The 25656-nt window shown below is 62.3% G+C and carries 20 protein-coding genes; 6 read left to right on the top strand and 14 right to left on the bottom strand.

The annotated features are described in order from the left end of the window. Nucleotides 1–31: 31 nt before the first annotated feature. The gene (gene uvrA, locus I5961_RS25220) at nt 32–2866 is read right to left on the bottom strand and encodes an excinuclease ABC subunit UvrA (protein ID WP_085705126.1); all 2835 of its coding nucleotides are present in this window, start codon (nt 2864–2866) and stop codon (nt 32–34) included. Nucleotides 2867–3056: 190 nt separating this feature from the next. Here uvrA and I5961_RS25215 point away from each other — a divergent pair, with 190 nt between their 5' ends. Beyond that, nucleotides 3057–4454: an MFS transporter gene (locus I5961_RS25215; protein WP_227233688.1), complete on the top strand. Its 1398-nt coding sequence runs from the start codon at nt 3057–3059 to the stop codon at nt 4452–4454. A 9-nt stretch (nt 4455–4463) separates the two neighbouring features. Further along, nucleotides 4464–4982, top strand: a complete 519-nt coding sequence (locus I5961_RS25210; RefSeq protein WP_007966163.1) for a single-stranded DNA-binding protein — start codon at nt 4464–4466, stop codon at nt 4980–4982. Between the two features lie 76 nt (nt 4983–5058). On the opposite strand, the gene I5961_RS25205 is transcribed toward I5961_RS25210, so the two are convergent. The 7 genes from I5961_RS25205 to I5961_RS25175 form a co-directional block, all read right to left on the bottom strand. After that, nucleotides 5059–6216, bottom strand: coding sequence for a glutathionylspermidine synthase family protein (locus I5961_RS25205; protein ID WP_085697673.1), 1158 nt, complete (start codon nt 6214–6216; stop codon nt 5059–5061). Nucleotides 6217–6218: 2 nt separating this feature from the next. After that, nucleotides 6219–6911 (bottom strand): DUF1190 domain-containing protein, encoded by a 693-nt coding sequence (locus tag I5961_RS25200; RefSeq protein WP_227233686.1) that lies wholly within the window; start codon nt 6909–6911, stop codon nt 6219–6221. Nucleotides 6912–6928: 17 nt separating this feature from the next. Further along, entirely contained in the window at nt 6929–7354 is a 426-nt protein-coding gene (locus I5961_RS25195; RefSeq protein WP_085697671.1) for a DUF350 domain-containing protein, read from the bottom strand. A 13-nt stretch (nt 7355–7367) separates the two neighbouring features. After that, complete coding sequence (locus I5961_RS25190; RefSeq protein ID WP_227233685.1) at nt 7368–8018, bottom strand: DUF2491 family protein; 651 nt, start codon at nt 8016–8018, stop codon at nt 7368–7370. 123 nt (nt 8019–8141) lie between these two features. Next, entirely contained in the window at nt 8142–8840 is a 699-nt protein-coding gene (locus I5961_RS25185) for a PspA/IM30 family protein (protein ID WP_007955625.1), read from the bottom strand. Between the two features lie 17 nt (nt 8841–8857). Beyond that, on the bottom strand, nt 8858–9526 hold the full coding sequence (locus tag I5961_RS25180) for a YjfI family protein (protein WP_007955624.1): 669 nt from the start codon (nt 9524–9526) through the stop codon (nt 8858–8860). 155 nt (nt 9527–9681) lie between these two features. Then, nucleotides 9682–10236 carry a cysteine hydrolase family protein gene (locus tag I5961_RS25175; RefSeq protein WP_085705122.1) on the bottom strand — a complete coding sequence of 185 codons (555 nt, stop codon included), beginning with the start codon at nt 10234–10236 and terminating at the stop codon, nt 9682–9684. A 101-nt stretch (nt 10237–10337) separates the two neighbouring features. Between I5961_RS25175 and I5961_RS25170 the strand changes: the two genes are divergently transcribed. From I5961_RS25170 to I5961_RS25160, 3 genes are all read left to right on the top strand, one after another. After that, nucleotides 10338–11333 carry a GlxA family transcriptional regulator gene (locus tag I5961_RS25170; protein ID WP_227233683.1) on the top strand — a complete coding sequence of 332 codons (996 nt, stop codon included), beginning with the start codon at nt 10338–10340 and terminating at the stop codon, nt 11331–11333. Between the two features lie 177 nt (nt 11334–11510). Next, entirely contained in the window at nt 11511–12617 is a 1107-nt protein-coding gene (locus I5961_RS25165; protein WP_227233682.1) for a DUF3182 family protein, read from the top strand. Then, complete coding sequence (locus tag I5961_RS25160) at nt 12607–13365, top strand: alpha/beta hydrolase family protein (protein WP_085688042.1); 759 nt, start codon at nt 12607–12609, stop codon at nt 13363–13365. Before I5961_RS25165 ends, I5961_RS25160 begins: the two co-directional genes overlap by 11 nt. A 110-nt stretch (nt 13366–13475) precedes the next feature. On the opposite strand, the gene I5961_RS25155 is transcribed toward I5961_RS25160, so the two are convergent. From I5961_RS25155 to I5961_RS25135, 5 genes are all read right to left on the bottom strand, one after another. Continuing rightward, entirely contained in the window at nt 13476–14462 is a 987-nt protein-coding gene (locus tag I5961_RS25155) for a lysylphosphatidylglycerol synthase domain-containing protein (protein ID WP_085697666.1), read from the bottom strand. Then, nucleotides 14459–15745 carry a cardiolipin synthase ClsB gene (gene clsB, locus I5961_RS25150; RefSeq protein ID WP_085697665.1) on the bottom strand — a complete coding sequence of 429 codons (1287 nt, stop codon included), beginning with the start codon at nt 15743–15745 and terminating at the stop codon, nt 14459–14461. Before clsB ends, I5961_RS25155 begins: the two co-directional genes overlap by 4 nt. Further along, a complete protein-coding gene (locus tag I5961_RS25145; RefSeq protein WP_085697664.1) occupies nt 15742–16539 on the bottom strand; it encodes an endonuclease/exonuclease/phosphatase family protein in 798 nt (265 codons plus the stop codon). The genes clsB and I5961_RS25145 overlap by 4 nt, the downstream gene beginning before the upstream one ends. Continuing rightward, nucleotides 16536–17462: a DUF72 domain-containing protein gene (locus I5961_RS25140; RefSeq protein WP_227233681.1), complete on the bottom strand. Its 927-nt coding sequence runs from the start codon at nt 17460–17462 to the stop codon at nt 16536–16538. Before I5961_RS25140 ends, I5961_RS25145 begins: the two co-directional genes overlap by 4 nt. Nucleotides 17463–17565: 103 nt before the next feature. After that, nucleotides 17566–18777, bottom strand: coding sequence for an MFS transporter (locus I5961_RS25135; RefSeq protein WP_227233679.1), 1212 nt, complete (start codon nt 18775–18777; stop codon nt 17566–17568). A 318-nt stretch (nt 18778–19095) separates the two neighbouring features. On the opposite strand from I5961_RS25135, the gene I5961_RS25130 reads away from it, so the two are divergent. Next, entirely contained in the window at nt 19096–21201 is a 2106-nt protein-coding gene (locus I5961_RS25130) for a mechanosensitive ion channel family protein (RefSeq protein WP_227233678.1), read from the top strand. Here the strand turns inward: I5961_RS25130 and I5961_RS25125 are convergent. Beyond that, nucleotides 21195–25490: a DEAD/DEAH box helicase gene (locus tag I5961_RS25125; RefSeq protein WP_227233676.1), complete on the bottom strand. Its 4296-nt coding sequence runs from the start codon at nt 25488–25490 to the stop codon at nt 21195–21197. The genes I5961_RS25130 and I5961_RS25125 overlap by 7 nt on opposite strands. Nucleotides 25491–25656 lie beyond the last annotated feature (166 nt).

The following is a 25656-nucleotide window of genomic DNA, read 5'->3' as shown; positions in this document are numbered from 1 at the left end:
GAAGTGACCGGGGCTTTTTCATGTCCGGCGATCAGGCGCGATCGCGGATCAGCAGCGGCTTGAGGTAATGCCCGGTGTGAGACTGCTTCATCTCGGCCACTTCCTCCGGCGTACCGGTGGCGATGATCTGCCCACCTTTCGAACCACCCTCGGGACCGAGATCCACCAGCCAGTCGGCTGTCTTGATCACGTCGAGGTTGTGCTCGATCACCACCACAGTATTGCCGTGGTCGCGCAGGCGATGCAGTACGTCGAGCAATTGCTGGATGTCCGCGAAGTGCAGACCGGTGGTCGGCTCGTCGAGGATGTACAGGGTCTTGCCGGTGTCGCGCTTGGACAGCTCACGGGACAACTTGACCCGCTGCGCTTCACCACCAGACAACGTGGTCGCCGACTGCCCGAGCTTGATGTACGACAGGCCCACATCCATCAGTGTTTGCAGCTTGCGCGCCAGCGCCGGTACCGCGTCGAAGAACTCCCGAGCTTCCTCAATGGTCATCTCGAGGGTTTCGTGGATGCTCTTGCCCTTGTATTTGATCTCCAGGGTTTCGCGGTTGTAGCGCTTGCTCTTGCACACGTCACACGGAACGTAGATGTCCGGCAGGAAGTGCATTTCCACCTTGATCAGACCGTCGCCCTGGCAGGCTTCGCAACGACCGCCCTTGACGTTGAACGAGAAACGCCCCGGGCCGTAACCACGGGAGCGGGATTCAGGCACGCCGGCGAACAGTTCGCGGATCGGTGTGAACAGACCGGTATAGGTCGCCGGGTTGGAGCGCGGCGTACGGCCAATCGGGCTCTGGTCGATGTCGACGACCTTGTCCAGATGTTCCAGGCCCTTGATGCTGTCGTGGGCTGCCGCCTCCAGGGTGGTCGCGCCATTGAGTGCCGTGGCGCTCAGCGGGAACAGCGTGTTGTTGATCAGCGTCGATTTGCCGGAGCCGGAGACACCGGTCACGCAGGTCAGCAAGCCGATCGGGATTTCCAGGTCTACGTTGCGCAGGTTGTTGCCCCGCGCGCCCTTGAGCGACAGCACCTGCTTCTTGTTGCGCGGTGTGCGTTTGGCCGGCACTTCGATCTTGACGCGGCCCGACAGGTATTTACCGGTCAGCGAGTCCGGATGCGCCATGACCTCGTCCGGCGTGCCTTCGGCGACGATCTGCCCGCCATGAACGCCGGCGCCGGGGCCGATATCCACTACGTAGTCAGCGAGACGGATCGCGTCTTCATCATGTTCGACCACGATCACCGTATTGCCGATGTCGCGCAGATGCTTGAGGGTGCCGAGCAGGCGATCGTTGTCGCGCTGGTGCAGACCAATGGAGGGTTCATCGAGGATATAGAGAACACCTACAAGGCCTGCGCCGATCTGGCTGGCCAGACGAATGCGCTGTGCCTCGCCGCCGGACAGGGTATCGGCACTACGATCCAGCGACAGATAGTCGAGACCGACGTTGACCAGGAATTGCAGGCGCTCGCGGATCTCCTTGAGAATCTTGTCGGCGATTTCACCACGGCGACCGGTCATCTTCAGCGCGCCGAAATAGTCGCAAGCGTCGCCGATCGGCAGGTTGGTCACCGCCGGCAGGGTTTTCTCGCCGACCCACACGTGTCGCGCTTCGCGACGCAGGCGGGTGCCACGGCAATCCGGGCACGACTGGGTGCTGAGGAACTTCGCCAGTTCTTCGCGCACGCTCGCCGATTCGGTTTCGCGGTAGCGACGCTCGAGGTTTGGCACGATGCCTTCGAACGGATGCGAGCGCTTGACGATGTCGCCCCGGTCGTTGAGGTATTTGAAATCGACGCTCTGCGAACCGCTGCCGTGCAGAATGTATTTCTGCTGGTCGGCCGGCAGCTCGTTGAACGGCTGCTCCAGGCTGAAACCGTAATGTGCGGCCAGTGAGCCGAGCATCTGGAAGTAATAGACGTTGCGCCTGTCCCAGCCGCGGATCGCGCCTTCGGCCAGGGTCAGTTCTCCGTTGACCAGGCGCTTGATGTCGAAGAATTGCTTCACGCCCAGACCGTCGCAGGTCGGGCAGGCACCGGCCGGGTTGTTGAAGGAAAACAGCTTGGGTTCCAGCTCACTGATGGCATGGCCGCAGATCGGGCAGGCGAAGCGCGCGGAGAAGATCATTTCTTCGCCCGGCTCGTCGTCCATCGGCGCCACCAGGGCGATGCCGTCGGCCAGCTTCAGCGCGGTCTCGAAGGATTCCGCCAGACGCTGTTGCAGGTCGGCGCGTACCTTGAAGCGATCGACCACGACTTCAATCGTGTGCTTCTTCTGTTTATCCAGTTTCGGCAGTTCGTCCAGCTCGCAGAGCCGGCCGTTGACCCGGGCACGGACGAAGCCCTGGGCGCGCAGTTCCTCGAACACCGACAAGTGCTCGCCCTTGCGCTCGCGAATCACCGGCGCCAGCAGCATCAGCTTGCTGCCTTCCGGCTGAGCCAGCACCAGGTCGACCATCTGGCTGACAGTCTGTGCTTCCAGCGGAATGTCGTGATCCGGGCAGCGCGGCGTACCGACGCGGGCATAAAGCAGGCGCAGGTAGTCGTAGATTTCGGTGATGGTGCCGACCGTGGAACGCGGGTTGTGCGAAGTCGACTTCTGTTCGATGGAGATCGCCGGCGACAGGCCTTCGATGGTGTCGACGTCGGGTTTTTCCATCATCGACAGGAACTGCCGGGCATAGGCCGACAGGGATTCGACATAGCGGCGCTGACCTTCGGCGTACAACGTGTCGAAGGCCAGGGACGACTTGCCGGATCCGGACAGGCCGGTGATGACGATCAGTTTGTCCCGTGGCAGGGTCAGGTCGATGTTCTTCAGGTTGTGGGTGCGGGCCCCACGAATCAGGATCTTGTCCAAAATGGCCTCGCTCGGCGGGCGTCGAAAACACAGGAGTATACGGCCAAATACTGGATGGATGCACACTATCAAGTGAAGGGATTTTGCCTTACATGAAGAGAGTTTCATCTGTACGCGTCAAAGCGTCGCGATATACCCCGTCTCTCGATGGGACTGGTAGAATCGCCGCCGGTTCACACGAGGTTTTTCCATGCACGATCCCCACAGCGAACGCATGAGTGGCAGCGAGACCCGCGCGGCGAGCGGTCTGGCCCTGGTGTTCGCCTTCCGTATGCTTGGCATGTTCATGGTGTTGCCGGTACTGGCCACCTACGGCATGGATCTGGCGGGAGCGACCCCGGCCCTGATCGGGCTGGCGATCGGCGCTTACGGCCTGACCCAGGCGATTTTCCAGATTCCGTTCGGGATCATTTCCGACCGCATCGGCCGGCGTCCGGTGATTTACCTCGGGCTGATCGTCTTTGCCCTCGGCAGCGTGCTGGCGGCTCAGGCCGATTCGATCTGGGGCGTGATTGCCGGGCGGATCCTGCAAGGCGCCGGTGCTATTTCCGCCGCGGTCATGGCGCTGCTTTCCGATCTCACCCGTGAACAGCACCGCACCAAGGCCATGGCCATGATCGGCATGACCATCGGCCTGTCGTTCGCCGTGGCGATGGTGGTCGGCCCGCTGCTCACCCGTGCGTTCGGCCTGTCCGGCCTGTTCCTTGCCACCGGCGGCATGGCGCTGCTCGGCATCGTGATCGTGATGTTCATGGTGCCGAAATCCACCGGGCCGCTGAGTCATCGCGAGTCCGGTGTTGCGCGCCAGGCGCTGATGCCGACGCTCAAGCACCCGGACCTGCTGCGGCTGGATCTGGGCATTTTTGTGTTACATGCGATGTTGATGTCGAGCTTCGTCGCTCTGCCCCTGGCGCTGGTCGAAAAGGCCGGTCTGCCCAAGGAACAGCACTGGTGGGTCTACCTCACAGCCTTGCTGATCTCTTTCTTCGCCATGATCCCGTTCATTATCTTCGGCGAGAAGAAACGCAAAATGAAACGAGTTTTGCTCGGCGCCGTGATGACGCTGATGCTCACTGAGCTATTCTTCTGGCAATTCGGCGACAGCCTGCGGGCTCTGGTGATCGGGACGGTGGTGTTCTTCACTGCGTTCAATCTGCTGGAAGCTTCGCTGCCGTCGCTGATCAGCAAGGTTTCACCGGCGGGTGGCAAGGGCACGGCCATGGGCGTGTATTCCACCAGTCAGTTCCTCGGTTCGGCACTCGGCGGGATTCTCGGCGGCTGGATGTTCCAGCATGGCGGTCTGTCGGTTGTGTTCCTCGGATGTGCCGGGCTGGCTGCACTTTGGCTGGCCTTTGCTGTTACCATGCGCGAACCTCCCTACGTGACGAGCCTGCGCCTGCCGCTGTCGCCCGAAGCGATCCGCGAAGCGGGTCTGGTCGAGCGTCTCAAGGCCCTCGTAGGGGTAACTGATGCAGTGATAGTTGCTGATGAAGCGGCGATCTACATCAAACTGGACACCGAATTAATGGATCGCACCACTCTCGAACGCCTGGTGAACAACCCGGCGCAGACTGCGTGCGAAGCCTAGGAGAACGTTATGGCCCGTGGGGTTAACAAAGTCATTCTGGTCGGTACTTGCGGCCAGGATCCCGAAGTACGCTACCTGCCCAACGGTAACGCCGTGACCAACCTGAGTCTGGCGACCAGCGAGCAGTGGACCGACAAGCAGACCGGTCAGAAGGTCGAGAAGACCGAGTGGCACCGCGTATCGATGTTCGGCAAGGTTGCCGAGATCGCTGGCGAATACCTGCGCAAGGGTTCGCAGGTTTACATCGAAGGCAAGCTGCAGACCCGTGAGTGGGAAAAAGACGGTATCAAACGTTACACCACCGAAATCGTGGTCGACATGCAAGGTACCATGCAACTGCTCGGCGGCCGTCCACAACAGGGCGACCAACAAGGCGGTGGCAACAATTATCAGCAGCAGGCGCCACGCCAACAGGCTCCGCGTCCGCAGCAGTCGGCACCTCAGCAGCGTCCGGCCCCGGCTCCGCAGCAGGCTGCACCGCAACCGGCTCCGGATTTCGACAGCTTCGATGACGACATTCCGTTCTGATTCGCTGCTGAGTCCGCTCCAGACAAAAAAGGCCCGTCGCTGAATGCGACGGGCCTTTTTCATGCGCGCAGGTTTTTCAATCGAGAATCAGATGTGGCAGAAACCGGCTCGAATCCTTGGTGATCAGGCTGTTGTCTTCCCGCACACCAATCCCCGCCGCCTGATCGCCGATCACCCATGAGCCAATCAACGTGTAGCTGTCGTCGAACTTCGGCAATGGGGCAAATTCCTGCAGGATGAAGGGCGCATCGGTGTAGGGCCCATCCTCTTTGACGATCAGACCTTCGGCGGTCTGCAACTCGATGTTGGCGCCTTCCCGGGAGAAGTACGGTTTGCGCACCCAGCCCTTGGGCACCGCGCTGCCCGGATTCGGGTCGAGGTGCGCGGCCAGCAGATTCGGATGGCCCTTGTGCAACTCCCATAGCAGGGGCAGGGCGCCCTTGTTGGAGAGGATCGACTTCCACGCCGGTTCAAAAAACTGGGTGTCGCACCCGGCAATCGCCGCGCCGAACGGCTCGTGGAAGATGAATTCCCAGGCGTGCAGTTTGAACAGGTGCGGGATCCAGCGATCCTCAAGATCCACGAAACGACCGTCAGCGCTCAGGCCGATGTCTTCGATGTCGATATGCCGCGATTCGATGCCGACTTTCTCTGCGATCAGCCGCAGATAATCCGTGGTGCCTTTGTCTTCCACCGAGTCTTTCATCGAGGCGAAGTAAAACGGCCGCGTGAGTTTCAGTTGGGCAAAGGCTTCGTGCAGACGGGTGTCGATGCTGTTGAACTGGTCGGCATGGCGCGGCAGCAGCCCGCGCTCGATGCATTGCTCCAGCCAGCCCCACTGGAACGCCGACGCCTCATAAAGGCTGGTGGGCGTGTCGTAGTTGAGTTCGAGCAGCTTCGCCGGGCCGTTGCCGCTGTAGGAGAAGTCCATGCGCCCGTACAGATGCGGATGACCTTCCAGCCAGGACGTTCGGATCATGTCGTAGTACGGCGTCGGAATGCTCAGACGATCCAGCAGTTCTTCGCTGTGCACGACGCGGTCGACCAGGTCCATGCACATCTCGTGCAGCTCGGTGGTTGGATCCTCCAGATCGTTCTCGATCTGCGCGAGCGTGAACTGGTAGTAGGCGCTCTCGTCCCAGTACGGCTCGTCGTCGATGGTATGAAACAGAAAGCCGAGGCTTTCGGCGGTCTGCTTCCAGTCGTGGCGCTCGGCGCAGTGGATCTTCTTCATGGTCAGCTGCTCGAACGGCCCCAGCCGCCCCAACCACTGCGTGCGCTGGACTGGCTGCCGAAGCCGCCACGGGAGGTGGACGCAGCGACGTTGACCGGTTTGCGGTAATCGCTGTCGTAGTCCCGCTGGCTGCGGCTCGGCGCCGATTCGATGCGGCGGTTCAGCGTCGAGGTGTCGTAGGTCTGGCGGGTATTGCGCTCACGGTAAACCGGCCGCGAGTCGCTCGCGCGGTTGTTGCTCATGGCATTGCCGATCAGCCATCCGGTGAGCCAGCCGTTGCCTGCACCGCTGGACGAGTGCGAAGTGCTGGTCTGATTGCTCTGCACGGCGGCGGCGTCGCCGGCGGGCATCTGGGCATTGGCGATCGCATCGAGGTTCTGCGCCGGCTCACCGTCCTGCGGCACCTTGAAGCCGCCGAGTTTCGGCACGAAACGGCCGGCGGAATTTTTCTGACACCAGTCGGCGGCAAAGTCCGCGTCGCAGGCAGCCTTGTCGTCGTAGGCCGGGGAAATACGGCGGTGCTCGGCCAGGGCTGCGACATAGGCGTTCGAGCAGACATCCGGTGCCACTTCGGCGTCGACGCATTGTTCGACGCTCTGGAAGTTGCGTTGCTGTTCCTGGGCGGCCACTTCACCGGAAATCGCCAGGGCCACCGAAGCGGCCAGCGACAGTTGAACGTACTTGCTTCGTTTCATCTCAGGCTTCCTGCCGATCAGTAGGACGGGGTCATGCATGCGGCGTTGAGCATACCGACGCTGATCGCCACCGCCGCCACATAAATGCCCGAGGCGATTTCACCGTTGGCAATACGCTGGGACGTGCCCTTGAGCACCAGCCCGGTCGCCAGGAAGGCCAGCAATTGCACCACCGCCGCGATCACCGCCCAGAGGACGAAGTCGAGGACGTTGATCGAGTGAGCGATCACGTTGCTCGCCGGAATCGCGAAGCCAATGATTGCGCCGGACAGAGCGATGGCGGCGGCAACGTTGCCGGAACGGATCAGCTCGAATTCCTTGTGCGGCGTGACGCGGGTGTAGACGAACTGAAACAGCATGAACAGCAGCACGGCGCCGATCAGGTAGGCGACGAAACCGACCAGTGCGGCTTTGTTCAGGGAAATGGACAACGCTTCCAGCATGGAAAACTTCCTTTTAAATAGTGCTCAAGTCGGTGGTGTACAGCGAGATGCCCAGCGAAGTGCTCAGGCTGACCGTGCCTTCTTCGTCCTGCTCGACGGAGAACAGCAAGAGCTCGCGGCGATCGGTCAGGCCGGTTTCCCGGGCGTAGAGCATCGAGTGATGGTTGATGGTGTAGGACTCGTCGGGGTTGATCACCTGTTCGGTGAGCGGCACCAGTTCGGTCTGGCCGCGTTCGGTGCCCCATTCACGGGTGTATTCGACACCTTCATGGCGATAGGTCGGCAGGCCGATCAGGCTGTTCGGGCCGGCCAGACGCTGCAGTTCGGCGTTACTGTTGACCGTCACATAGCTGACGTAATTGAACAGCGTCACCGACTCGATCTGGTCGTCACCGGTGACATGGACCTGTACCCAGAATTCTTCATCGTTCAGGTAGTAGCGATGCAGTTTGTTCGACTGACCGAGGTCGATCCAGCCGGCGCTCCAGATGGCCTGGGCGTCGGGAACCCGTACCGAGGTGCTGCCCTCCAGCAACAGGCCGAGGGTCGTGTCGAAGCGGATCGCCTTGCCCTGCACCAGTCCGAGCGGGCCGCCGGCAGACCTGGACGCCGGTGCGGCCGACTGCCAGTTGCTGGTGCCGAGCAAATCTTTGAACCATCCCATGGGTACATTCCTTGAAGCGGGTGGAGGTATTCGTTGGCAAAACGCCGCTAGTGTACCGGCGTCGTGACAAACCGGCAGGCAAAAAAGAAGGGCACCCGGTGCCCTTCTTTTTTCTTGCCGCCGTTACTGGGCGGACTTCTGCTTCAGACGCTCGAGGATGGCGTTGGCGCTGCCTTCGTTCGGCGTGATGCCGGCTTCGCGCAGCTTGCGATCCAGGTCGTTGCCGGTCGAAGCATCGGCCAGTTCGTCGGCAGCACTCAGCTCGGCCGCGCGTTGCTGCTGCTTGGCTTGCAGACGGTTAAGGGTGCCGACAGCGGTTTCCAGTTTGCCGTTGGCGCCGCCGCTGGCGATCGAAGCGCTGACCTGAGCCTTCTGCACGCTTTCACGGGCCTTGGCCATGTCCACTTGCTGGCGCAGGCTCTTGATCCGCGCTTCGGCCTTGTTGATGTCCTTGCGCATGTTGTCGGCGTAGGTGCCGAACTCGTCGCTCTGTTTTTTCTCGACGCCCAGGTCGTTGGTCAGGGTCGAGATGGCTTCGGCCACTTCCAGTGCCAGATCTTCACGGCCGGCGTTCAGGGCGGAAACGGCCTTGGCTTCCAGGTCCTTGATCTTGGCTTCGTACTCGCTCACGCGGTCGGCAGACAGTTTGTGCTTGGCCATGATGGTGACCAGTTCGCGACGGGCGTTGGACAGCGCGCTGTCGGCGTCACGGATTTCCTGATCGAGGATGCGCAGGGCCTGTTGGTCGGCGATCGCTTCGCCGACTTCGTTGGCGCCGCCGCGCAGCGCGGTGAACAACTTGCTCCAGATGGACTGAGTCATTGGATATTCCCTGTTGATTACTTGAAGAAGTGTTCGAAGGCTTCGCTGGCGCGCTGCACGTTGTCGACCAGGGTTTTCACCTCGGTGACCACGTTGGTCAGGCTCGAATCGGCACTCAGTGCACCAAACATGTTGTAGACGGTCTGGCCGTTGGGCATGGTCTCGATGCCGATCGACGACAGCGGGAACATTTCCCGGCTGCGCAGCACGGCGTCGTTGAAAGCGCGCACGTCGGTGATCGAATCGATGTCCACCAGCACGGTGTCGACGATGATCTGCTGACCGGCGAGGGCGATGTGAATCGGCAGACCGCCGAATTCGTTCATTTCCAGCTTGAGGCTGGGTTCGGAGCTCTGGATCAGAGACAGCGTGATCTCTTGCGAAGCCACCTCGTCCAGCGCCTTGAAAGCGTTGTAGAGGCTATCGATGTTCCAGTTGTTGCCTGCGCTCATGTAATTCTCCGACATGAAAGAGCCAGCCAGAATCGGTTGGCGTAGCTGTTGCTCCATTTGCTTGAGCAAGCTCCGGTTTTCCGGAAGCACCCAAGTTTCGTGTTTCACATAACCGGCGGCAGCCAGGCCCGCGCGCATCTGCTTCATGTAGAAGCTCGACGGTTTTTTCGCGGACGGTGTCGAGCGCACTCCCTTTGGGCTCTCTGACTTGGTGGCGGGGGAGCGGCTTTTCATGGCGATGACTCCGTTATGAACATCTCACGCGTGAGCGACACTACAGCCAAATCAAAATGCCATCAATGGCTCACGCGTGAGATTTTTGTGACACACAAACAAAAGCGCCCGCAACGAGGCGGGCGCAGGTTTTTCCGGGTGTGTCCGCGCAGGGCTCAGCGGCTGGCGGCGAGGAACTCGTCGGTGGACACCACGCTGGCATAGGCAAACCCCAGCGCCGACATGAACGCCGCATGCACATGGGCGGCAGGCACGGTCAGGCCGTTGAATTCCAGGTCTCGGGTGGCGCAGGCGTCGTGGATTACCGTGACGGTGTAACCCAGATCTGCCGCCGCACGGGTGATGCCGTCGACGCACATATGGCTCATGCTGCCGACCACCACCAGCTCCTTGATGCCTTGTTCTTCGAGGATCGATTGCAGTTCGGTTTCGCGGAACGAGTTGACGAAATGCTTGAGCACTACCGGCTCGTCGGCGCGGTTGAGCACTTTCGGATGCAGTTTCGCGCCTTCGGAGCCGGGTGTGAAAAACGGCGCCTCGGGCGAGGTGAATTCGTGGCGGATGTGCACCACCGAATCGCCGGCCTCGCGGAATGCCGCGATCAACCGGGCGGCGTTGTCGGCGGCGGCGTCGGCGCCGGCCAGCGGCCACTTGCCTTGGGGGAAGTAGTCGTTCTGGATATCGACTACGATGAGCGCTTGCTTGGCCATGGGTGTGTCCTCGACGTTATGGGTAGGTGTGGATTCAGTATTGGTGCTGGCCACGTTTTCGAGGATTGGCCGCACCGACAATACACAGGGGAAAACTGACAATGGCTGCTGAAAGGATCGTCGCGGAGCTCGGCGTGCTGATCTATCCCGGCGCGCAAATGGCGGCGGTACATGGCCTGACCGATCTGTTCGGGGTGGCCAACCGGATCGCTGCCGAGCATCAGGCGGCACAGCTGCCACTGCTGCGGATCAGTCATTGGCAGGTCGACGGTGATCAGCCCCCCGTGCGCGTTTACGACAGCCTTCCCGGTGCCGAAAACGGTTTGCTGGCGGTACTGATCCCACCGTCCATCGCCGGTTTTTCCGCTGCACAGATGCCGGCCGGTCTGATCCCCTGGTTACGTGAGCAACATGCGCGGGGCGCGACACTCGGTGGGGTCTGTGTGGGCTCGTGGTTGCTGGCCGAAAGCGGCTTGCTCGACGGTCGCAGCGCGACCACGCACTGGACGTCGGCCAAGGCCTTCGCCGAGTGTTACCCCAACATCAGGCTCAAGGCCGACACGCCGATTGTCGACGATGGTGACCTGATTACCACGGCAGGGCTGATGGCCTGGTCCGAGCTTGGCTTGCGGCTGGTGGACCGCTTGCTCGGGCCGAGCATCGCCAGCAGCACTGCGCGGTTTCTGGTGGTGGAGCACAGCGACAGCGCAAGCGAGTGCGGAAGCAATTTTGCGCCGATTCTCAATCACGGCGACGGCGCGATTCTCAAGGTTCAGCACTGGCTGCAAGGCAATGGCGCGACCGATGTCTCACTGACGGCGATGGCCGAACGCGCAGGTCTGGAGGAGCGCACTTTTCTGCGGCGGTTTCGTGCGGCGACCGGTCTTAAACCCACCGAATACTGTCAGCATCTGCGGGTCGGCAAGGCTCGGGAAATGCTCGAGTTCACCAATGGCACCATCGACCATATTGCCTGGACGGTGGGTTATCAGGACCCGGGAGCTTTTCGCGCGACGTTCAAGAAAATCACCGGGCTGGCGCCGAGTGAATACCGCACCCGATTCGGCGTCAGCCCGCCGCCGACCGTCGCGAAGTAAACCCGCCTGTCGTGCAAAATGCCGGAGCCGACAGAGCCGTCGTGCAGATTGAAACAGGCGCGGTGCCAGCACGGGGTGTCCAAGTGGCTGATTAACGGGATGTTTCCACTGAGCGCCCGTTGGCCTGATCTCTGCACCCTCTGACCTACATTCAAATCGCCGTTGGAAGGGGGACGCATGACCCCGACATCCCGCAGGAAAGTGGTCGTCGCCCATTCGATTCGGCCCGGTGCGCCACAACATGAAGTGCAGACCAACAAGGCCCTCGCGCGATGGCTGGCGCAGATCATCGGCCTGAAGTTTGGCGGCAGTTACGACGCCGAAAAACATCGCGGCCGGGATATTTATCTGCTGCCGACCCAGACCCTCGTCGGCGCGGCGGCTCGCGAACTGGGCGTGAGCAGCCCGGACGATTTGTGGGGCGGTTTCGTCGAGCACGATTTTATTTGCACCAAAGCCATCAGCCACGGTTTGCGCAGCCATCAGGCTCATGCACCGCAAGGCTGGTCGCCGCTGTTTTCCGAGCGGGTGCGCACCGTGGTGCTGGACGGGCTCAGCGTCTTTGCGCTGGAAGATGCGCGGCCCGCCGCCGAACATCTTTTGTACAGCGGGCCGATCCGTCTCAAGCCGATTCACGCCTGTGCAGGGCGCGGACAGGAAGTGATCAAGAGCCTGGATGCGTTCGACGAAATTCTCGCCCGACCTGACGCTGAAAAACTGTTCAGCGATGGCGTGGTACTCGAGCAGGACTTGAGTCAGGTAACCACCCACAGCGTTGGGCAGTCGTTCATCGGCGACAAGGTGTTGAGTTACTGCGGTGATCAATACTTGACCAGGGACGCCCACGGCGAAGAGGTGTACGGCGGCTCGAACCTGCTGGTGGTACAGGGTGGCTATGAGGACTTACTAAAGCTGGATCTGGCTGACGACGTGCGTCTGGCGATCCGGCAGGCGCAGGTGTTCGACCGGGCGGCGGACGAAGCCTATCCGCGCTTCTACGCTTCGCGGCGCAATTACGACATCGCCCAAGGCCTGGACAGTGAAGGCCGACCGCGCAGCGGCGTGCTCGAACAGTCCTGGCGCATGGGCGGTGCCAGCAGCGCGGAAGTGGCGGCGCTGCAAAGCTTCGTCAACGACCCCTCGATGCGCGCGATCCGCGTGTCGTCGGTGGAAACCTATACCGATCAGGCCCTGCCGGCGGATGCCATCGAGGTGTATCGCGGCCCGGCCGAGAACAGCGACTTTCTCCTCAAATACGTAACGGTCAAATCCTATGACGGCTAGAAGCGAAAGCATTCAAATCGACATTGATGATGAACAGATGAGCGGGACGTTCCTCAGTCCCAAATCGAAAGTCCCCGGCGTATTGTTCGTGCACGGCTGGGGTGGCAGTCAGGAGCGCGATCTGGAACGGGCCAAAGGCATCGCCGGCCTGGGCTGCGTGTGCCTGACGTTCGACTTGCGCGGGCACACTGGCGGCACCGGCATTCCGCTGAGCCGGGTCACCCGCGAAGACAACCTGCGTGACTTGATGGCGGCCTACGACCGGCTGCTCGCCCATCCGGCGCTGGACACCTCGGCCATCGCGGTGGTTGGCACCAGCTACGGCGGTTATCTCGCCTCGATCCTGACCTCGCTGCGGCCGGTGCGCTGGCTGGCGCTGCGAGTGCCGGCGCTGTATCGAGACGAACAATGGCACACGCCCAAGCGCGATCTGGACAAGGCCGACCTGCGCGATTATCGCGGTACGCTGGTGCGTGCCGACAGCAACCGCGCCTTGCACGCCTGCTCGCAATTCACCGGGGACGTGCTGCTGGTGCAATCGGAAACCGACGACTATGTGCCTCACGCGACGATCATGAGTTATCGCGCCGCGTGCCAGCAGACTCACTCGCTGACCCACCGCATCATCGACGGCGCCGACCACGCCCTGAGCGATCCGACCTCGCAGCAGGCCTACACCTCGATTCTCGTCGACTGGATCACCGAAATGGTGGTGGGCGAGCGGTTGAGCATCATTCAGTCCACATGATTTGTGGTGTTTCTTCGGACGCCTTCACGGGCAAGCGCGCTCCCACATTTTGAATGCATTGCGCCTGTGGGAGCGGGCTTGCTCGCGAAGGGGCCACCAGCCATAAAAAATCAGGACGGCTTCTTCTCGATCCGCAACGCCTTGGCCTTGGCTTCCACCACCAGGTACATCAGCACGGTGATCAGCAGCGGCAGCAGGAAATAGATCGCCCGATAGGCCAGCAACCCGGCCACCAGACTGCCGCGCGAAGCCTCGTGTTGCAGCAGCGCCACGAACACTGCTTCGAGCACGCCGAGCCCGGCGGGAATGTGGGTGATGACCCCGGCAATCGCGCTGATCAGCAGCACCCCGAGCACCAACGGGTAATCGAGCTTGCTCGGCAGCAACGTGAAAATCACCGCTGCCATCAGCGACCAGTTCAGCGCCCCGAGCAGCAATTGCAGAACCGCCATGCGCAGCGACGGCAGATTGATTTCCACCCCGCGAATCGACCACTCGCGCCGCCGGGAAAACTGGCAGGCGATCAGATAACCGGCGCTCACCAACAGCAGCAACACACCAATGCCCTGCAACGCGCCGCTGCTGACTTTCCAGCCCGGCGGCATGCGTACCAGCCCGCTGGCAAACACCACGCCAGCGATGGTCATGTAGCCGAACCAGTTGGTCGCCAGGCTCAGGCCGAGGATCTTGGCGATGTTGCTTTTGCTCACCCCGAGCCGCGAATACAGCCGATAGCGCATGGCAATCCCGCCGACCCATGCGCTCAAGTTGAGGTTGAACGCATAGCTGATGACGCCCACCGGCAGGATCTGTTTCCAGGTCAAGTCCTGGCGAATGTAGGTGCGGCCGATCAGGTCGAAACTGGCGTACACCAGAAAGCTCAGCAAGGTCAGGCTGGAGGCGATGATCAGCGTGCGCACCTTGAAGTCGGCGAGGGTTTGCAGCACCTCGGCCCATTCGATACGGCTGGCGAACATCGTCAGCAGGACGATCAGCGCAAGAAAAAACAGCAGGGTCAGCGGACGTTTCCAGCGACTCCAGCGGGACTTGCCCGCCGGTGCCGGATGCACCGCCGCGTGGGCTTCGGAATGGCTCATGAAGGATCCCTCCCGGAGGCCTGGAAAAAGGGTTTGAGTCGTGGCTTGTGTGCCGGCAGCCAGCCGGCCATGGCCGGGAAATGCCGCAGGAAGTGAAACACCAGAAAGCCCACGGTCATGTGCCAGATTCGCCCGCGTGGCGACTTCGTGGCGTCCATCGCCTTGCAGTGGTTGTGGCTGAGGTCTTCGAGGCGTTCGAACAGCAGACGATTGAAGGCTCGGTCGCGAATCAGCACGTTGGCTTCCAGGTTCAGCGACAGGCTCAACGGGTCGAGATTGCTTGAGCCGACGGTGCTCCATTCTTCATCCACCAGCGCCACTTTGCCGTGCAGCGGCCGCTCGCAATATTCATGAATCTGCACACCGGCCTTGAGCAGGTAGTCGTAGGTCATGCGCGCGGCGAGTTTGGCCACCAGCATGTCCGGCTGTCCCTGCAGAATCAGCCGCACCTCGACCCCGCGCCGGGCTGCGTTGCGGATCTCGCGCAGCAGGCGATAGCCGGGAAAGAAGTAGGCGTTGGCGATCACCACCCGCCGTTGGGCGCGGCGCAGCACCTGCAAATAGACGTCTTCGATATCGGTGTTGTGCTGGTCGTTGTCGCGGAACACCAGACGCACCTGGCCGTCGTGATCATCGAACGCCATTTCCGCGCGACGCTGCCGACGCCGTTGCCACCAAAACCTTGCGCGTCCCGGTCGGCCGCTTTGCAGCAGGGCGAAATGATGGATGTCGGTCACCGCCGGGCCCTGAACTTCTACCGAATAATCCTGCTTCGCTTCGGGGCCGAAATCGGCCAGGTGATCGCCGGAAAAATTGATCCCGCCAATGAACGCGACCAACCCGTCGACCACCACGATCTTGCGATGCAACCGCCGGAACCAGTTGGTGCGAATCCCCAAATGCTTGGGGGCCGGATCGAAGATCTGCAGATGCACGCCAGCATCGCTCAACGCGGTCAGATAACCGGCGCTCAGTTCGCCACAACCGAAGCCGTCGAGGCTGACGGTGGTGCGCACGCCGCGCCGGGCGGCATCGATAAGAATTTCCTGCAACTCCTTGCCGACCTTGTCTTCGAAGACGATGAAGGTCTCCAGCAGGATTTCGCTTTTCGCCGCGCGCATCGCTTCGAACACCCGGGGGAAAAATTCCTCGCCGTTTTCCAGCAGCTCGACGCGGTTGTTGCCCTGCCAGCGATACTCGACATCGACGGTGCCCGGCTCGCGTACGGGCGGGGTGATGCTGACCGGCTCCACGGCGGATTTCTCCAACGGTGCACTGCTCATAGTTCAATCTCCACCGATAGTGGTGCGTGGTCGGAAAGGTGTGACCAGGGACGGTTCGCCAGCACTTTTGGCTGACTGGCCTTGAGGTTGCGCACATAGATCCTGTCCAGGCGCAGCAACGGCATGCGGGCGGGGAAACTGCGCGCCGGTTTGCCGTGATGCGCCGCAAACACTTCACGCAGGCCACAGGGTTCAAGCAAGGCATCGGCGCGCTGGCGCCAGTCGTTGAAATCGCCGGCGACGATCACCGGCGCGTCATCAGGCAGCTCGGCCAGGCGCTCTCGCAGCAGGCGCAACTGATCGTTGCGATGGCTTTCGCGCAGGCCCAGATGGACACAGATCGCATGCACTTCACGGTCGTCTTCCGGCAGGCGCAGCACACAGTGCAGCAACCCCCGGTTTTCATGGCCGCTGATCGAAACGTCGAGATTGTCATGGCGCACGATCTGGAATTTCGACAGCACGGCATTGCCGTGATCGCCGTCCGGATACACCGCGTTGCGCCCGTAGGCGAACTGCGGCCAGAGACTGTCGGCGAGAAACTCGTACTGCGGCATCGTCGGCCAGTTTGCGTAGCGTTTGGGGTGATGCTCGTGGGTGCCGTGGACTTCCTGAAGAAACACCACATCGGCGGACACGCTGCGCACCGCTTCGCGCAATTCCGGCAGGATGAAACGCCGGTTCAGTGCGGTGAAACCCTTGTGGGTGTTGACCGTCAGCACGGTGAAACGGCGTACCGTGTTGATGACTGTGGTCTGTTCGTCGGTGAAGCCGACCGGCTCGGGAATGCTCATGCGAGTACTCCTTCGGCGGCCGGCTCACCTGGCATGGTTTCGAGGTTTTTATCCAGATCGAAACGCTGCAACAGGCTGCGGGCATTGAAAGGCGCGCGGACCTTGATGTCGTTGTCGAAGTAGCAGAAAACCTCACGGGATTTACGGGCCCGAGGTTTCAGACGCGGCGCGATCAAATGGGCGTCGTCCGGTTGCCGGCCATGGTGCCAGGCGTCGATCCGCTCGGCCCAGCGTTGCAGCGCGGCGTCGGTGTAACCGCTGGCGTAAAGCTCCTCGGCACCGTGCAGGCGCAGGTAGACGAAATCGCTGGTGAGGTCTTCGCGGTACGGCCATTTCCCGGCGGTGTCGGCGATCACCAGCGCGGTGTTGTAGCGTTTGAGCAAACGCACGAAGTCGGGGTCGATGAAACTGTCGTTGCGGATTTCCACGGCATGGCGCAGCGGTTTTTTGCTGTAAGCCTTCATGCTCGCGTGGCCGTGCAGGTGCGAATCGTGCTGGCGGGCGAGCTCGGCGGCCGCCTGGGTGTCGTGGGGCAACTGGTCGAGAAAGGCTTCGAAACGTTCGGGGTCGAACGTGAAGTTGGGCGGGAATTGCCAGAGGATCGGGCCGAACTTTTCCTTCAGTTCCAGCACCCCGGAGGCGAAGAAATTGGCCAGGGGTTTTTCGATATCGCGCAGGCGGCGAATGTGGGTGATGAAGCGCGGCGCCTTGATGCTGAACACGAAGTCATCCGGTGTTTCGGCGTACCACTGGGCGTAGCGTTCGGGCCGTTGCAGGGCGTAGAACGAACCGTTTATTTCGATGCTGTTGACCGCCCGTGAGGCGAACTGCAATTCGCATTTGTGCGCCAGCCCCTTCGGGTAAAAGTCCCCGCGCCACGGGGCGTAACGCCAGCCTGAAATACCGATATGAATCGTTGCCATGCCGCCCTCCCGTCGAAAGTCCCCATACGGCCTCTGTCTGTGGATGACTGTGGGCGGTTCGGGAAAGTTTCGACGGGATTACGGACGGTCGGGCTGTGCCGGATCAGTGCCCGGTGACGATCCGGGCCGAGCCTTCTGCCGGTTCGGCGTACACCGGGCCCAGGCGATCGAGGCGTCCGCTCAACGCCGTCAGAGCCAATGCCCCCAGCACCACCAGGCCGCCGATCCACGCCGTATGGATCAGGCCGATGTGTTCGACGATCAAGCCGCCACCCCACGCACCGCCGGCAATTCCGAGGTTGAACGCGGCGATGTTCAGGCCCGATGCCACATCCACCGCGTGCGGTGTGTGATGTTCAGCCTGACGCACCACATACACCTGCAAGCCCGGCACGTTGCCGAAGGCGACTGCGCCCCAGACCAGCACGGTGGCCAGCGCCAGCCAGGGATTGCCGGCGGTGAAGGTGAGCGCGAACAGCACGGCGGCGAGCAGGGCAAAGATGATTTTCAGCGCGCTGATCGGCCCGCGTTTGTCCGCCAGTTTGCCACCCCAGATGTTGCCGACCGCCACTGACACGCCATACACCAGCAACACCAGGCTGACGGTGCTGGCGCTGAAACCGGAGATGTCCTGAAGGATCGGCGCCAGGAACGTGAAGGCGATGAACGAGCCGCCGTAACCGATGGCGGTCATGGCGTACACCAGCAACAGGCGCGGTTGCTTGAGCACCTGCAATTGCTGCAACAGTGATGCGGGTTTGCTGTGGGCGATGTTGTTCGGCACATACAGCAGGCTGCCAATGAACGCGATGACGCCAAGTGCCGATACCGCGAGGAAGGTTTCACGCCAGCCGAAATGCTGACCGATGAACGTGCCCAGCGGCACGCCGGTGACCAGCGCCACGGTCAGGCCGGTGAACATGATCGCGATCGCACTGGCGGCTTTTTCCTTGGGGACCAGGCTGGTGGCGATGGTCGAACCGATGGAGAAGAACACGCCGTGGGCCAGACCGGTGACGATCCGCGCCAGCACCAGCGATTCATAACTCGGCGCCAGCCAGGCCAGCAGATTGCCGAGGGTGAACAGCACCATCAGCGACAGCAGCAACAGTTTGCGCGGGACCTTGCCGGTGAGGGCGGTCAGCACCGGCGCACCGATGGCTACGCCCAGAGCGTAGAGACTGACCAGCAGACCGGCGGACGGCAGACTGACGCCGAGATCGGCGCCGATGGTGGGAAGCAGGCCAACGATGACGAACTCGGTCGTCCCGATGGCGAAAGCGCTGAGAGTCAGCGCGAGCAGGGCAATGGGCATGACGGCACTCCGGTGGGGGATTGAATGGAGCGCAGTGTCGGGGTTTGGTGGGGGTGGAAAAATACAGGGAGGGGCATTTGATATTTGCGCGCGACGCAAATATCCCCCTAAAGGTGTTCGTTCCCACGCTCTGCGTGGGAATGCCTCTGTGGACGCTCTGCGTCCGCTCTTTGAGACGCGGAGCGCCTCTCGCTGTATTTCCACGCGGAGCTTGGGGACGATCAGTGAAGGGGAGTGGGCGGGGGAACGATCAAAACCGAACTTGCCGGGCCAAAACCGATCAGTTCTTTACAGGTTCAACCAAGGGAGCTCTGCGTTTTGACCAGGTTCAGGATCGCGATTCTATTGGGGACATTGCTGTTGTTCGGCGGCAATGCAGTGCAAGCCGCCAGCCTGCCGGGTGTTCCGGCGACCAGTGAAGAGCCGGCCAAACCGGAACCGATCGTGCAGGGCGGACTGCTCGGCGCCATCAGTTCCAGCATCGACGACGTGCAGGACAAACTCGATCTCAACGAGCATCTGGTCGACGCCTGGCGCCTGCGCGCCGACCGGGCGGCAGATGAAGTCGACAGGCTGGTCAATCAACCTTCGAACCGCTCCGGCTGGGGCGTGGCGGGAGATTTCCTGATGCTCTCCGGCGTTTGGCTGGGCACGTTTGCCGTATTGACGGTGCTCGGCAGCCTGCTGGCCAAGCGTCTGCAGGAAGGGCGTTGGTTGCGCACCCGGCAACGCAGTCAGGACCTGCTCGGTTACCTGTTGCCCTACACGTTGCCCGCGCTGATCTGCCTGCCGTTGACCCTGTACGTCAGCCATTTTCTGTCGGCCTCGATCGGCCGGGCGCTGGCGCTGTGTCTAGCCTATGCCACCAGCAGCGGGATATTTTCCACGTCGATGCTGTTGTGCGTGGTGATGATGTTCAACGTCGGCCACAAACGTCGCGCCGTGCAGATCATCCGCGACTACTGCCCGAAGCCGCTGTTCCTGATCGGCTTTCTCGCCGCATTGAGTGACGCGCTCACCAGCCCGCAGATCGCCCGGCAACTGGGCGGCAACATCACCAGCAGCATCGCGGTGTTCACCGGTCTGCTGGCATCGATCATCTTCGGTCTGCTGGTGATTCGCCTGCGTCGGCCGGTGGCGCACCTGATCCGCAATCGCTCGCTGGCCCAGCGCTTGAAACAGCCGTCGCTGCAGGAGTCGCTGCGGATTTTTTCCGGGCTCTGGTACTGGCCGATCGTGCTGATGGTGCTGGTCTCGGCGGTCAATCTGATCGGCATCGGCGAGGACAACCAGAAAGCCCTGCGCTGCGCGTTGTTCACCACCGTGCTGTTGATCGGGACGGTGTTTCTCAGCACCGTCCTCCAGCATCTGTTCAAGTCGCGCAAGGCCGAGGCGATCCAGCGTAGCAGCGCCTACAAGGAACGCTTTCTCAGCCTGTTGCACGCCTTGCTGCGGATCGTCATCGCGATTGTGTTCATCGACATTCTCGGGCGGATCTGGGGTGTGTCGCTGCTCGACTTCGCGCAGAGCAGCACGGTCGGTCGGGCGATCAGCAATGCCCTGAGCAGCATCGGCCTGATCTTCCTCGTGACATGGCTGCTGTGGGTGGTGCTCGACACGGCGATTCAGGAAGCGCTGAAACCACCGGTCAGCAAGCGCTCGGCGCGCCAGCCCAGCACCCGGGTGAAAACCATCCTGCCGCTGCTGCGCAACGCGATCAAAATCATCCTGGTGGTGATCTGCGCGATCACCACCATGGCCAATCTCGGGATCAACGTCGCGCCACTGCTGGCCGGCGCCGGGGTGGTCGGCCTGGCTATCGGTTTCGGCTCGCAGCAACTGGTGCAGGACGTCATCACCGGGCTGTTCATCATCATCGAAGACACCCTGTCGATCGGCGATTGGGTGGTGCTCGATTCCGGGCACGCCGGCACGGTCGAAGGCCTGACCATTCGCACCCTGCGCCTGCGCGACGGCAAGGGCTTCGTGCATTCGGTGCCGTTCGGTCAGATCAAGGCGGTGACCAATCAATCGCGGCAGTTTGCGTTCGCGTTCTTCTCGGTGCAGTTCACCTATGACACCGATGTCGACAAGGCCATCGAGCTGATCCGCGAGGCGGGGGATTCGATCCGCGAAGACCCGTTCCTCAAGTACAACCTGCAAGGGCCGCTGGATGTGTTCGGCGTGGACAAAATGGACCTGAACGGCGTGGTGCTGACTGCGCAATTCCGCACGGTGTCGGGCGGGCAATACGCGGTGAGCCGCGCGTTCAACCAGCGTTTGAAAAAGCTTGTGGATAACAGCCCTTGGGTGCATTTCGCGCAGACTTATCCACAGCAGGTTTTGTTGCCCAAGCGCCAGGAGGAAGAGGTGGCTGCGGCGCAGTCATCGGTGGTGTTGCCGGAGCAGGCCCGCACTCAGTGACGGGTCAGCTTGTTGCGGATTTCGTTCATGGCGGCGAAGTCCAGCTCCACCCAGAACTGCTGCTTGCCCGCGACCTCGGCAGCGACCGGCAACCCGTCGCGATACACCAGCCGATTGCTCGCCAGCGCCGGTACTTTCGCCCCGGGCAGCAAGGTGCCGGCGAGGTTCAGCGGGTCGACGCCGCACACCGCGACCAGGCTGCCGTCATGTGGGCGACGGCGGACTTCGCGCAGCAGGGGAATCGCCTCGGGCAGGGCGAATTGCTCGCCCGCCAGACCGCTGACAAACCGCCCGCCACGAATCTCGCCCCGTGCTTCCAGTCGATGGAATGTACGCAGCAGTTCGCGCCAGCTCGGCAACCAGTCGGCCTCGCGCTCCAGCAGGCGCCAGAACACCACGCCATAGCGCCGCAACAAGGTCATGGCGACGTGCTCGAGGGTTTCGGGCGACGCTGTTTGACGGTTTTCCACAACCGGCCCGCGACGCAATAGCGCCCAGCGCCCGGCATCGTCCATGCCACCGACAAACGCCCCCCGTCCACGTCGACTGCTGCGCTGCTGGCGCTTGCTCGCCGGGGTGATCAGTGCCCGCAACCCGGCAAAACTGTCGGCATTCACCAGACCGGCGCCGACCAGTTCCTGCAAGGCGATTTCCAGTTCGGTGCGCAGCAGGTGCGCTTCATGAATCAGCTCATCGAAGAACAGCGCGCCGTGCTGGCTCAGCGCGTCGAAAACCTTTCGGGTCTTGGGCGACAGTTCGCTGAGCGGCGTCTGTTCGGCCAGTGCACTCCACAAGCCGACCTGACTGCGCGGCAGCAACACGATCGGTGTGCTGCGCAATGCCGTGCCGCTGATGTTTTGCCGGGCGCTGAGGCGCGTCCATACCAGTTTGCCGCTGCGGCACAGATCGTCCAGCCAGCTCGGTGAATAGTCCTTGAGCCGCGCTGGAAGGATGTCGCTATCCCACGCCGATGCGGCAGCCGGATAGCCTTCGAACTGACCGACAATCGCCGGCAACACGGTGCTGCCCTGACCCCGAGTGGACGCGGATAAATGCTGCCAGTCGAACAGAAACCGCGTGAAATCCTGCAACGCCACCGGCTCGATTTCCCGGCGCAGACGCTTGACCGTGTAGCGGTGAATGCGTGCCAGCAGGTGTCGTTCGCACCACTCCTCAACGGTCGATCCCGGCGTGAAATGGCCCCGCAGCACATAACCCTCGTGCTCCAGTCGAGCGAGGGCTTGATGAACAGAGGCCGGCATCAAGGCCAGCGGCTTGGCAATCGCCGCCAGTGGTAAAGGACCGAATGCGCCGAGCCGCGCGCGGATCACTTCGACCAGTGCGTCATCGGCCGTCCATGCTTTGTCGAAACCGGGTAATGCGGGGAGTGCCGATTGCGCCTGTGGATAAAGCGCTTGCAGACACGTCAGGCGTTCTCTCGCCAGCCACAGTGAATGCTTGGGATTGATCTGCAACTGGCAGGCTCGCCCGGTATCGGCCAGAGCATTCAGCCAACCGCGCCACGGCGGATTGGCCTCGACTTCGCGGTCGCTGATGCAGGCCAGGCTCATCAATGTTTCGTGCATTTCATCGGCGCTGTCTGGCGTCGGCCACGCCTCTTCGCGCACGGCTTCGATCGCATCGGCGTCCAGTGCGCCGAGGTCATCGGTGGATTGCGGATCGCTCCAGCGGCGGTTGAGCACGGCCTGGGTGCGACGTTCTTCCAGCGGCGCATCGTCGAGAAAGGTGTAGGGCCGGGCGCTGAGGATTTCCGCCGCCAGCGGCGAGGGCGCCGGCAGGTCGCGGGCGATCAAGCGCACTTCGCCGCGCTCCATGCGCCGCAGGAGTTCGAGCCAGCCTTCACTGTCCATCGCTTCATGCAGGCAATCGTCGAGGGTCTGTTCCACCAGCGGATGCGCGGGGATTTCCCGTTCGCCGGCGAGGTTTTCCAGGCAGGCGATCTGATCGGGAAACACACTGGCGATCAGGTCTTCGCTTTTCATCCGCTGCAATTGTGGCGCGACTTTGCGCCCGCCCGTGTAGCGCGGCAGGGCCAGCGCCACCCCGGCATTCCAGCGCCAGCGCACACCGAACAGCGGCGCATCCAGTACCGCCTGAATCAGGATGTGCTCGGCGCTGTTGCTGTGCAGGTAACGCCAGACCTCGTCAAGTTCGAAACTGTGGCTGGTGGATAGCGACAGCACGATCGCGTCTTCGCTGGCGGCGGCCTGCAATTCGAAGTTGAAGGTGCGGCAGAAGCGCTTGCGCAAGGCCAGGCCCCAGGCGCGATTGATACGGCTGCCGAACGGCGAATGGATGATCAGTTGGGTGCCGCCGGACTCGTCGAAAAACCGTTCCATCAGCAGCGTGTCTCGCGACGGTAAGGCGCCGAGGGCGAGGCGGGCACGGGCCAGGTAATCGACCAGCTGTTCGGCACTGGCCAGGTTCAGGCCGAGGGTGTCGGTCAGCCAGTCGAGGGCCGGTTGCAGATTGCCGGGGCTGGCACTGAGCAATTGATCGAGCTGCGCGTGCAGGCGTGCCACGGCCACCGACAATTCATCGCTGCGCCCCGGTGCTTCGCCGAGCCAGAACGGAATGGTCGGCGGCTGACCCTGGGCGTCCTCGACCCGTACCTTGCCGGTTTCCACCCGCAGGATGCGATAGGAGGCGTTGCCGAGCTGGAACACGTCGCCGGCGATGCTCTCCACGGCGAAGTCTTCGTTGACGCTGCCGATGTTCAGGCTCTGGGGTTCGAGCAATACGCTGTAGTCGGCGTTGTCGGGGATGGTGCCGCCGCTGGTGACGGCGGTCAGCCGGGCGCCGCGTCGTCCGCGCAGGGTTCGGCTGACGGCGTCGTGGTGCAGGTAGGCGCTGCGCATGCCCTGACGGCCGTTGTAGCCCTCGGCGAGCATCGCCAGCAGCGCCTGATAATGTTTTTCGTCGAGGCGGGCGTAGGGCTCGGCCCGGCGCAACAGCGCAAGCAAATCGTCCTCGGCCCATTCCTGGCAACTGACCTCGGCGATGATCTGCTGCGCCAGCACATCCAGCGGTGCTTCGGGGATGTGCAGCGTATCGAGTTCACCCCGGCGCACGCAGTCGAGCAGGGCGGCGCACTCGATCAAATCGTCACGGGTGGTGGCAAACAGGCGCCCCTTGGGCGTGCCGCCGACCTGGTGTCCGGAGCGGCCGACTCGCTGCAGAAAACCGGCAATCGAACGCGGTGAGGCGATCTGACAGACAAGGTCGACTTCGCCGATGTCGATCCCCAGTTCCAGCGACGCGGTGGCGATCAGTACTTGCAGCTCGCCGCGCTTGAGCCGCTGTTCCGCATCGAGGCGAAACTCCTTGGCCAGACTGCCGTGGTGCGCGGCCACCGCCTGTTTGCCGAGGCGTTCGCTGAGGTGCCGGCTCAGGCGTTCGGCCAGGCGCCGGGTGTTGACGAAAATCAGCGTGGTGCGGTGTTCACGAGCCAGTGTGGCGAGGCGGTCATAAACCAGTTCCCAGACATCATTGGCCATCACGGCCGACAATGGCACCGGCGGCACTTCGATGCCCAGATCCCGTGGGCGCGCGTGGCCGATGTCGATGATTTCGCAGGGGCGGTCATGGCCGACCAGAAATCGTGCGACCGCATCGATCGGTTTTTGCGTGGCCGACAGGCCGATGCGGGTCAGCGGTTCGGCGCACAGGGCCTGCAAGCGTTCGAGGCTCAAGGCCAGGTGGCTGCCTCGTTTACCGGCTGCGATGGCATGGATTTCATCGACGATCACCGTGCGCGTGGTGCCGAGCATCTTTCGCCCCGAATCCGAACCCAGCAGCACGTAGAGCGATTCCGGGGTGGTCACCAGAATGTGCGGCGCGCTCTTGCGCATGGCGGCGCGCTCTTTCTGCGGGGTGTCGCCGGTGCGCACGGCGGTGGTGATTTCCAGCGGCGGCAGATCCATTTGGCGCAACTGCTCGGTAATTCCGGCCAGCGGGTTCTGCAGGTTGATGCGGATGTCGTTGGACAGCGCCTTGAGCGGCGAAACGTAGACCACCAGGGTTTCGTCCGGCAGACCGTCCGGGGTTTCCAGGCCACGGTGGACCAGATCGTCGAGCACGGCGAGGAACGCGGTGAGGGTCTTGCCGGAGCCGGTGGGCGCGGCGATCAGCGTCGAGCGGCGCTGGCGGATCAACGGCCATGCGCGGGCCTGGGCGGCCGTCACCGTCGGGAAGGTGCTGCTGAACCAGGCGCTGACGGCGGGGTGAAAGCCTGCCAGCGCCGCGTCCGTGGGAAGGGGCAAATTCATGGTTTCAGTTATGCGGGTGGGCGGGCGAAGTTGCAAGTACCGCTCGGGATCTACACTTTACGGGTGACGGTTGCGCACTAAACCCGCAAAATGCAACGATTCCGGCAATTATCGACGACGCTGCCACAGGCATCGTCGCCAAAGCCATCGTTCCAATCAGACTGGG

Source organism: Pseudomonas sp. IAC-BECa141, assembly GCF_020544405.1.
GTDB lineage: Bacteria > Pseudomonadota > Gammaproteobacteria > Pseudomonadales > Pseudomonadaceae > Aquipseudomonas.
The sequence above is the reverse complement of the archived record's forward strand: the minus strand, read 5'-3'. Positions and strand labels throughout refer to the sequence as shown.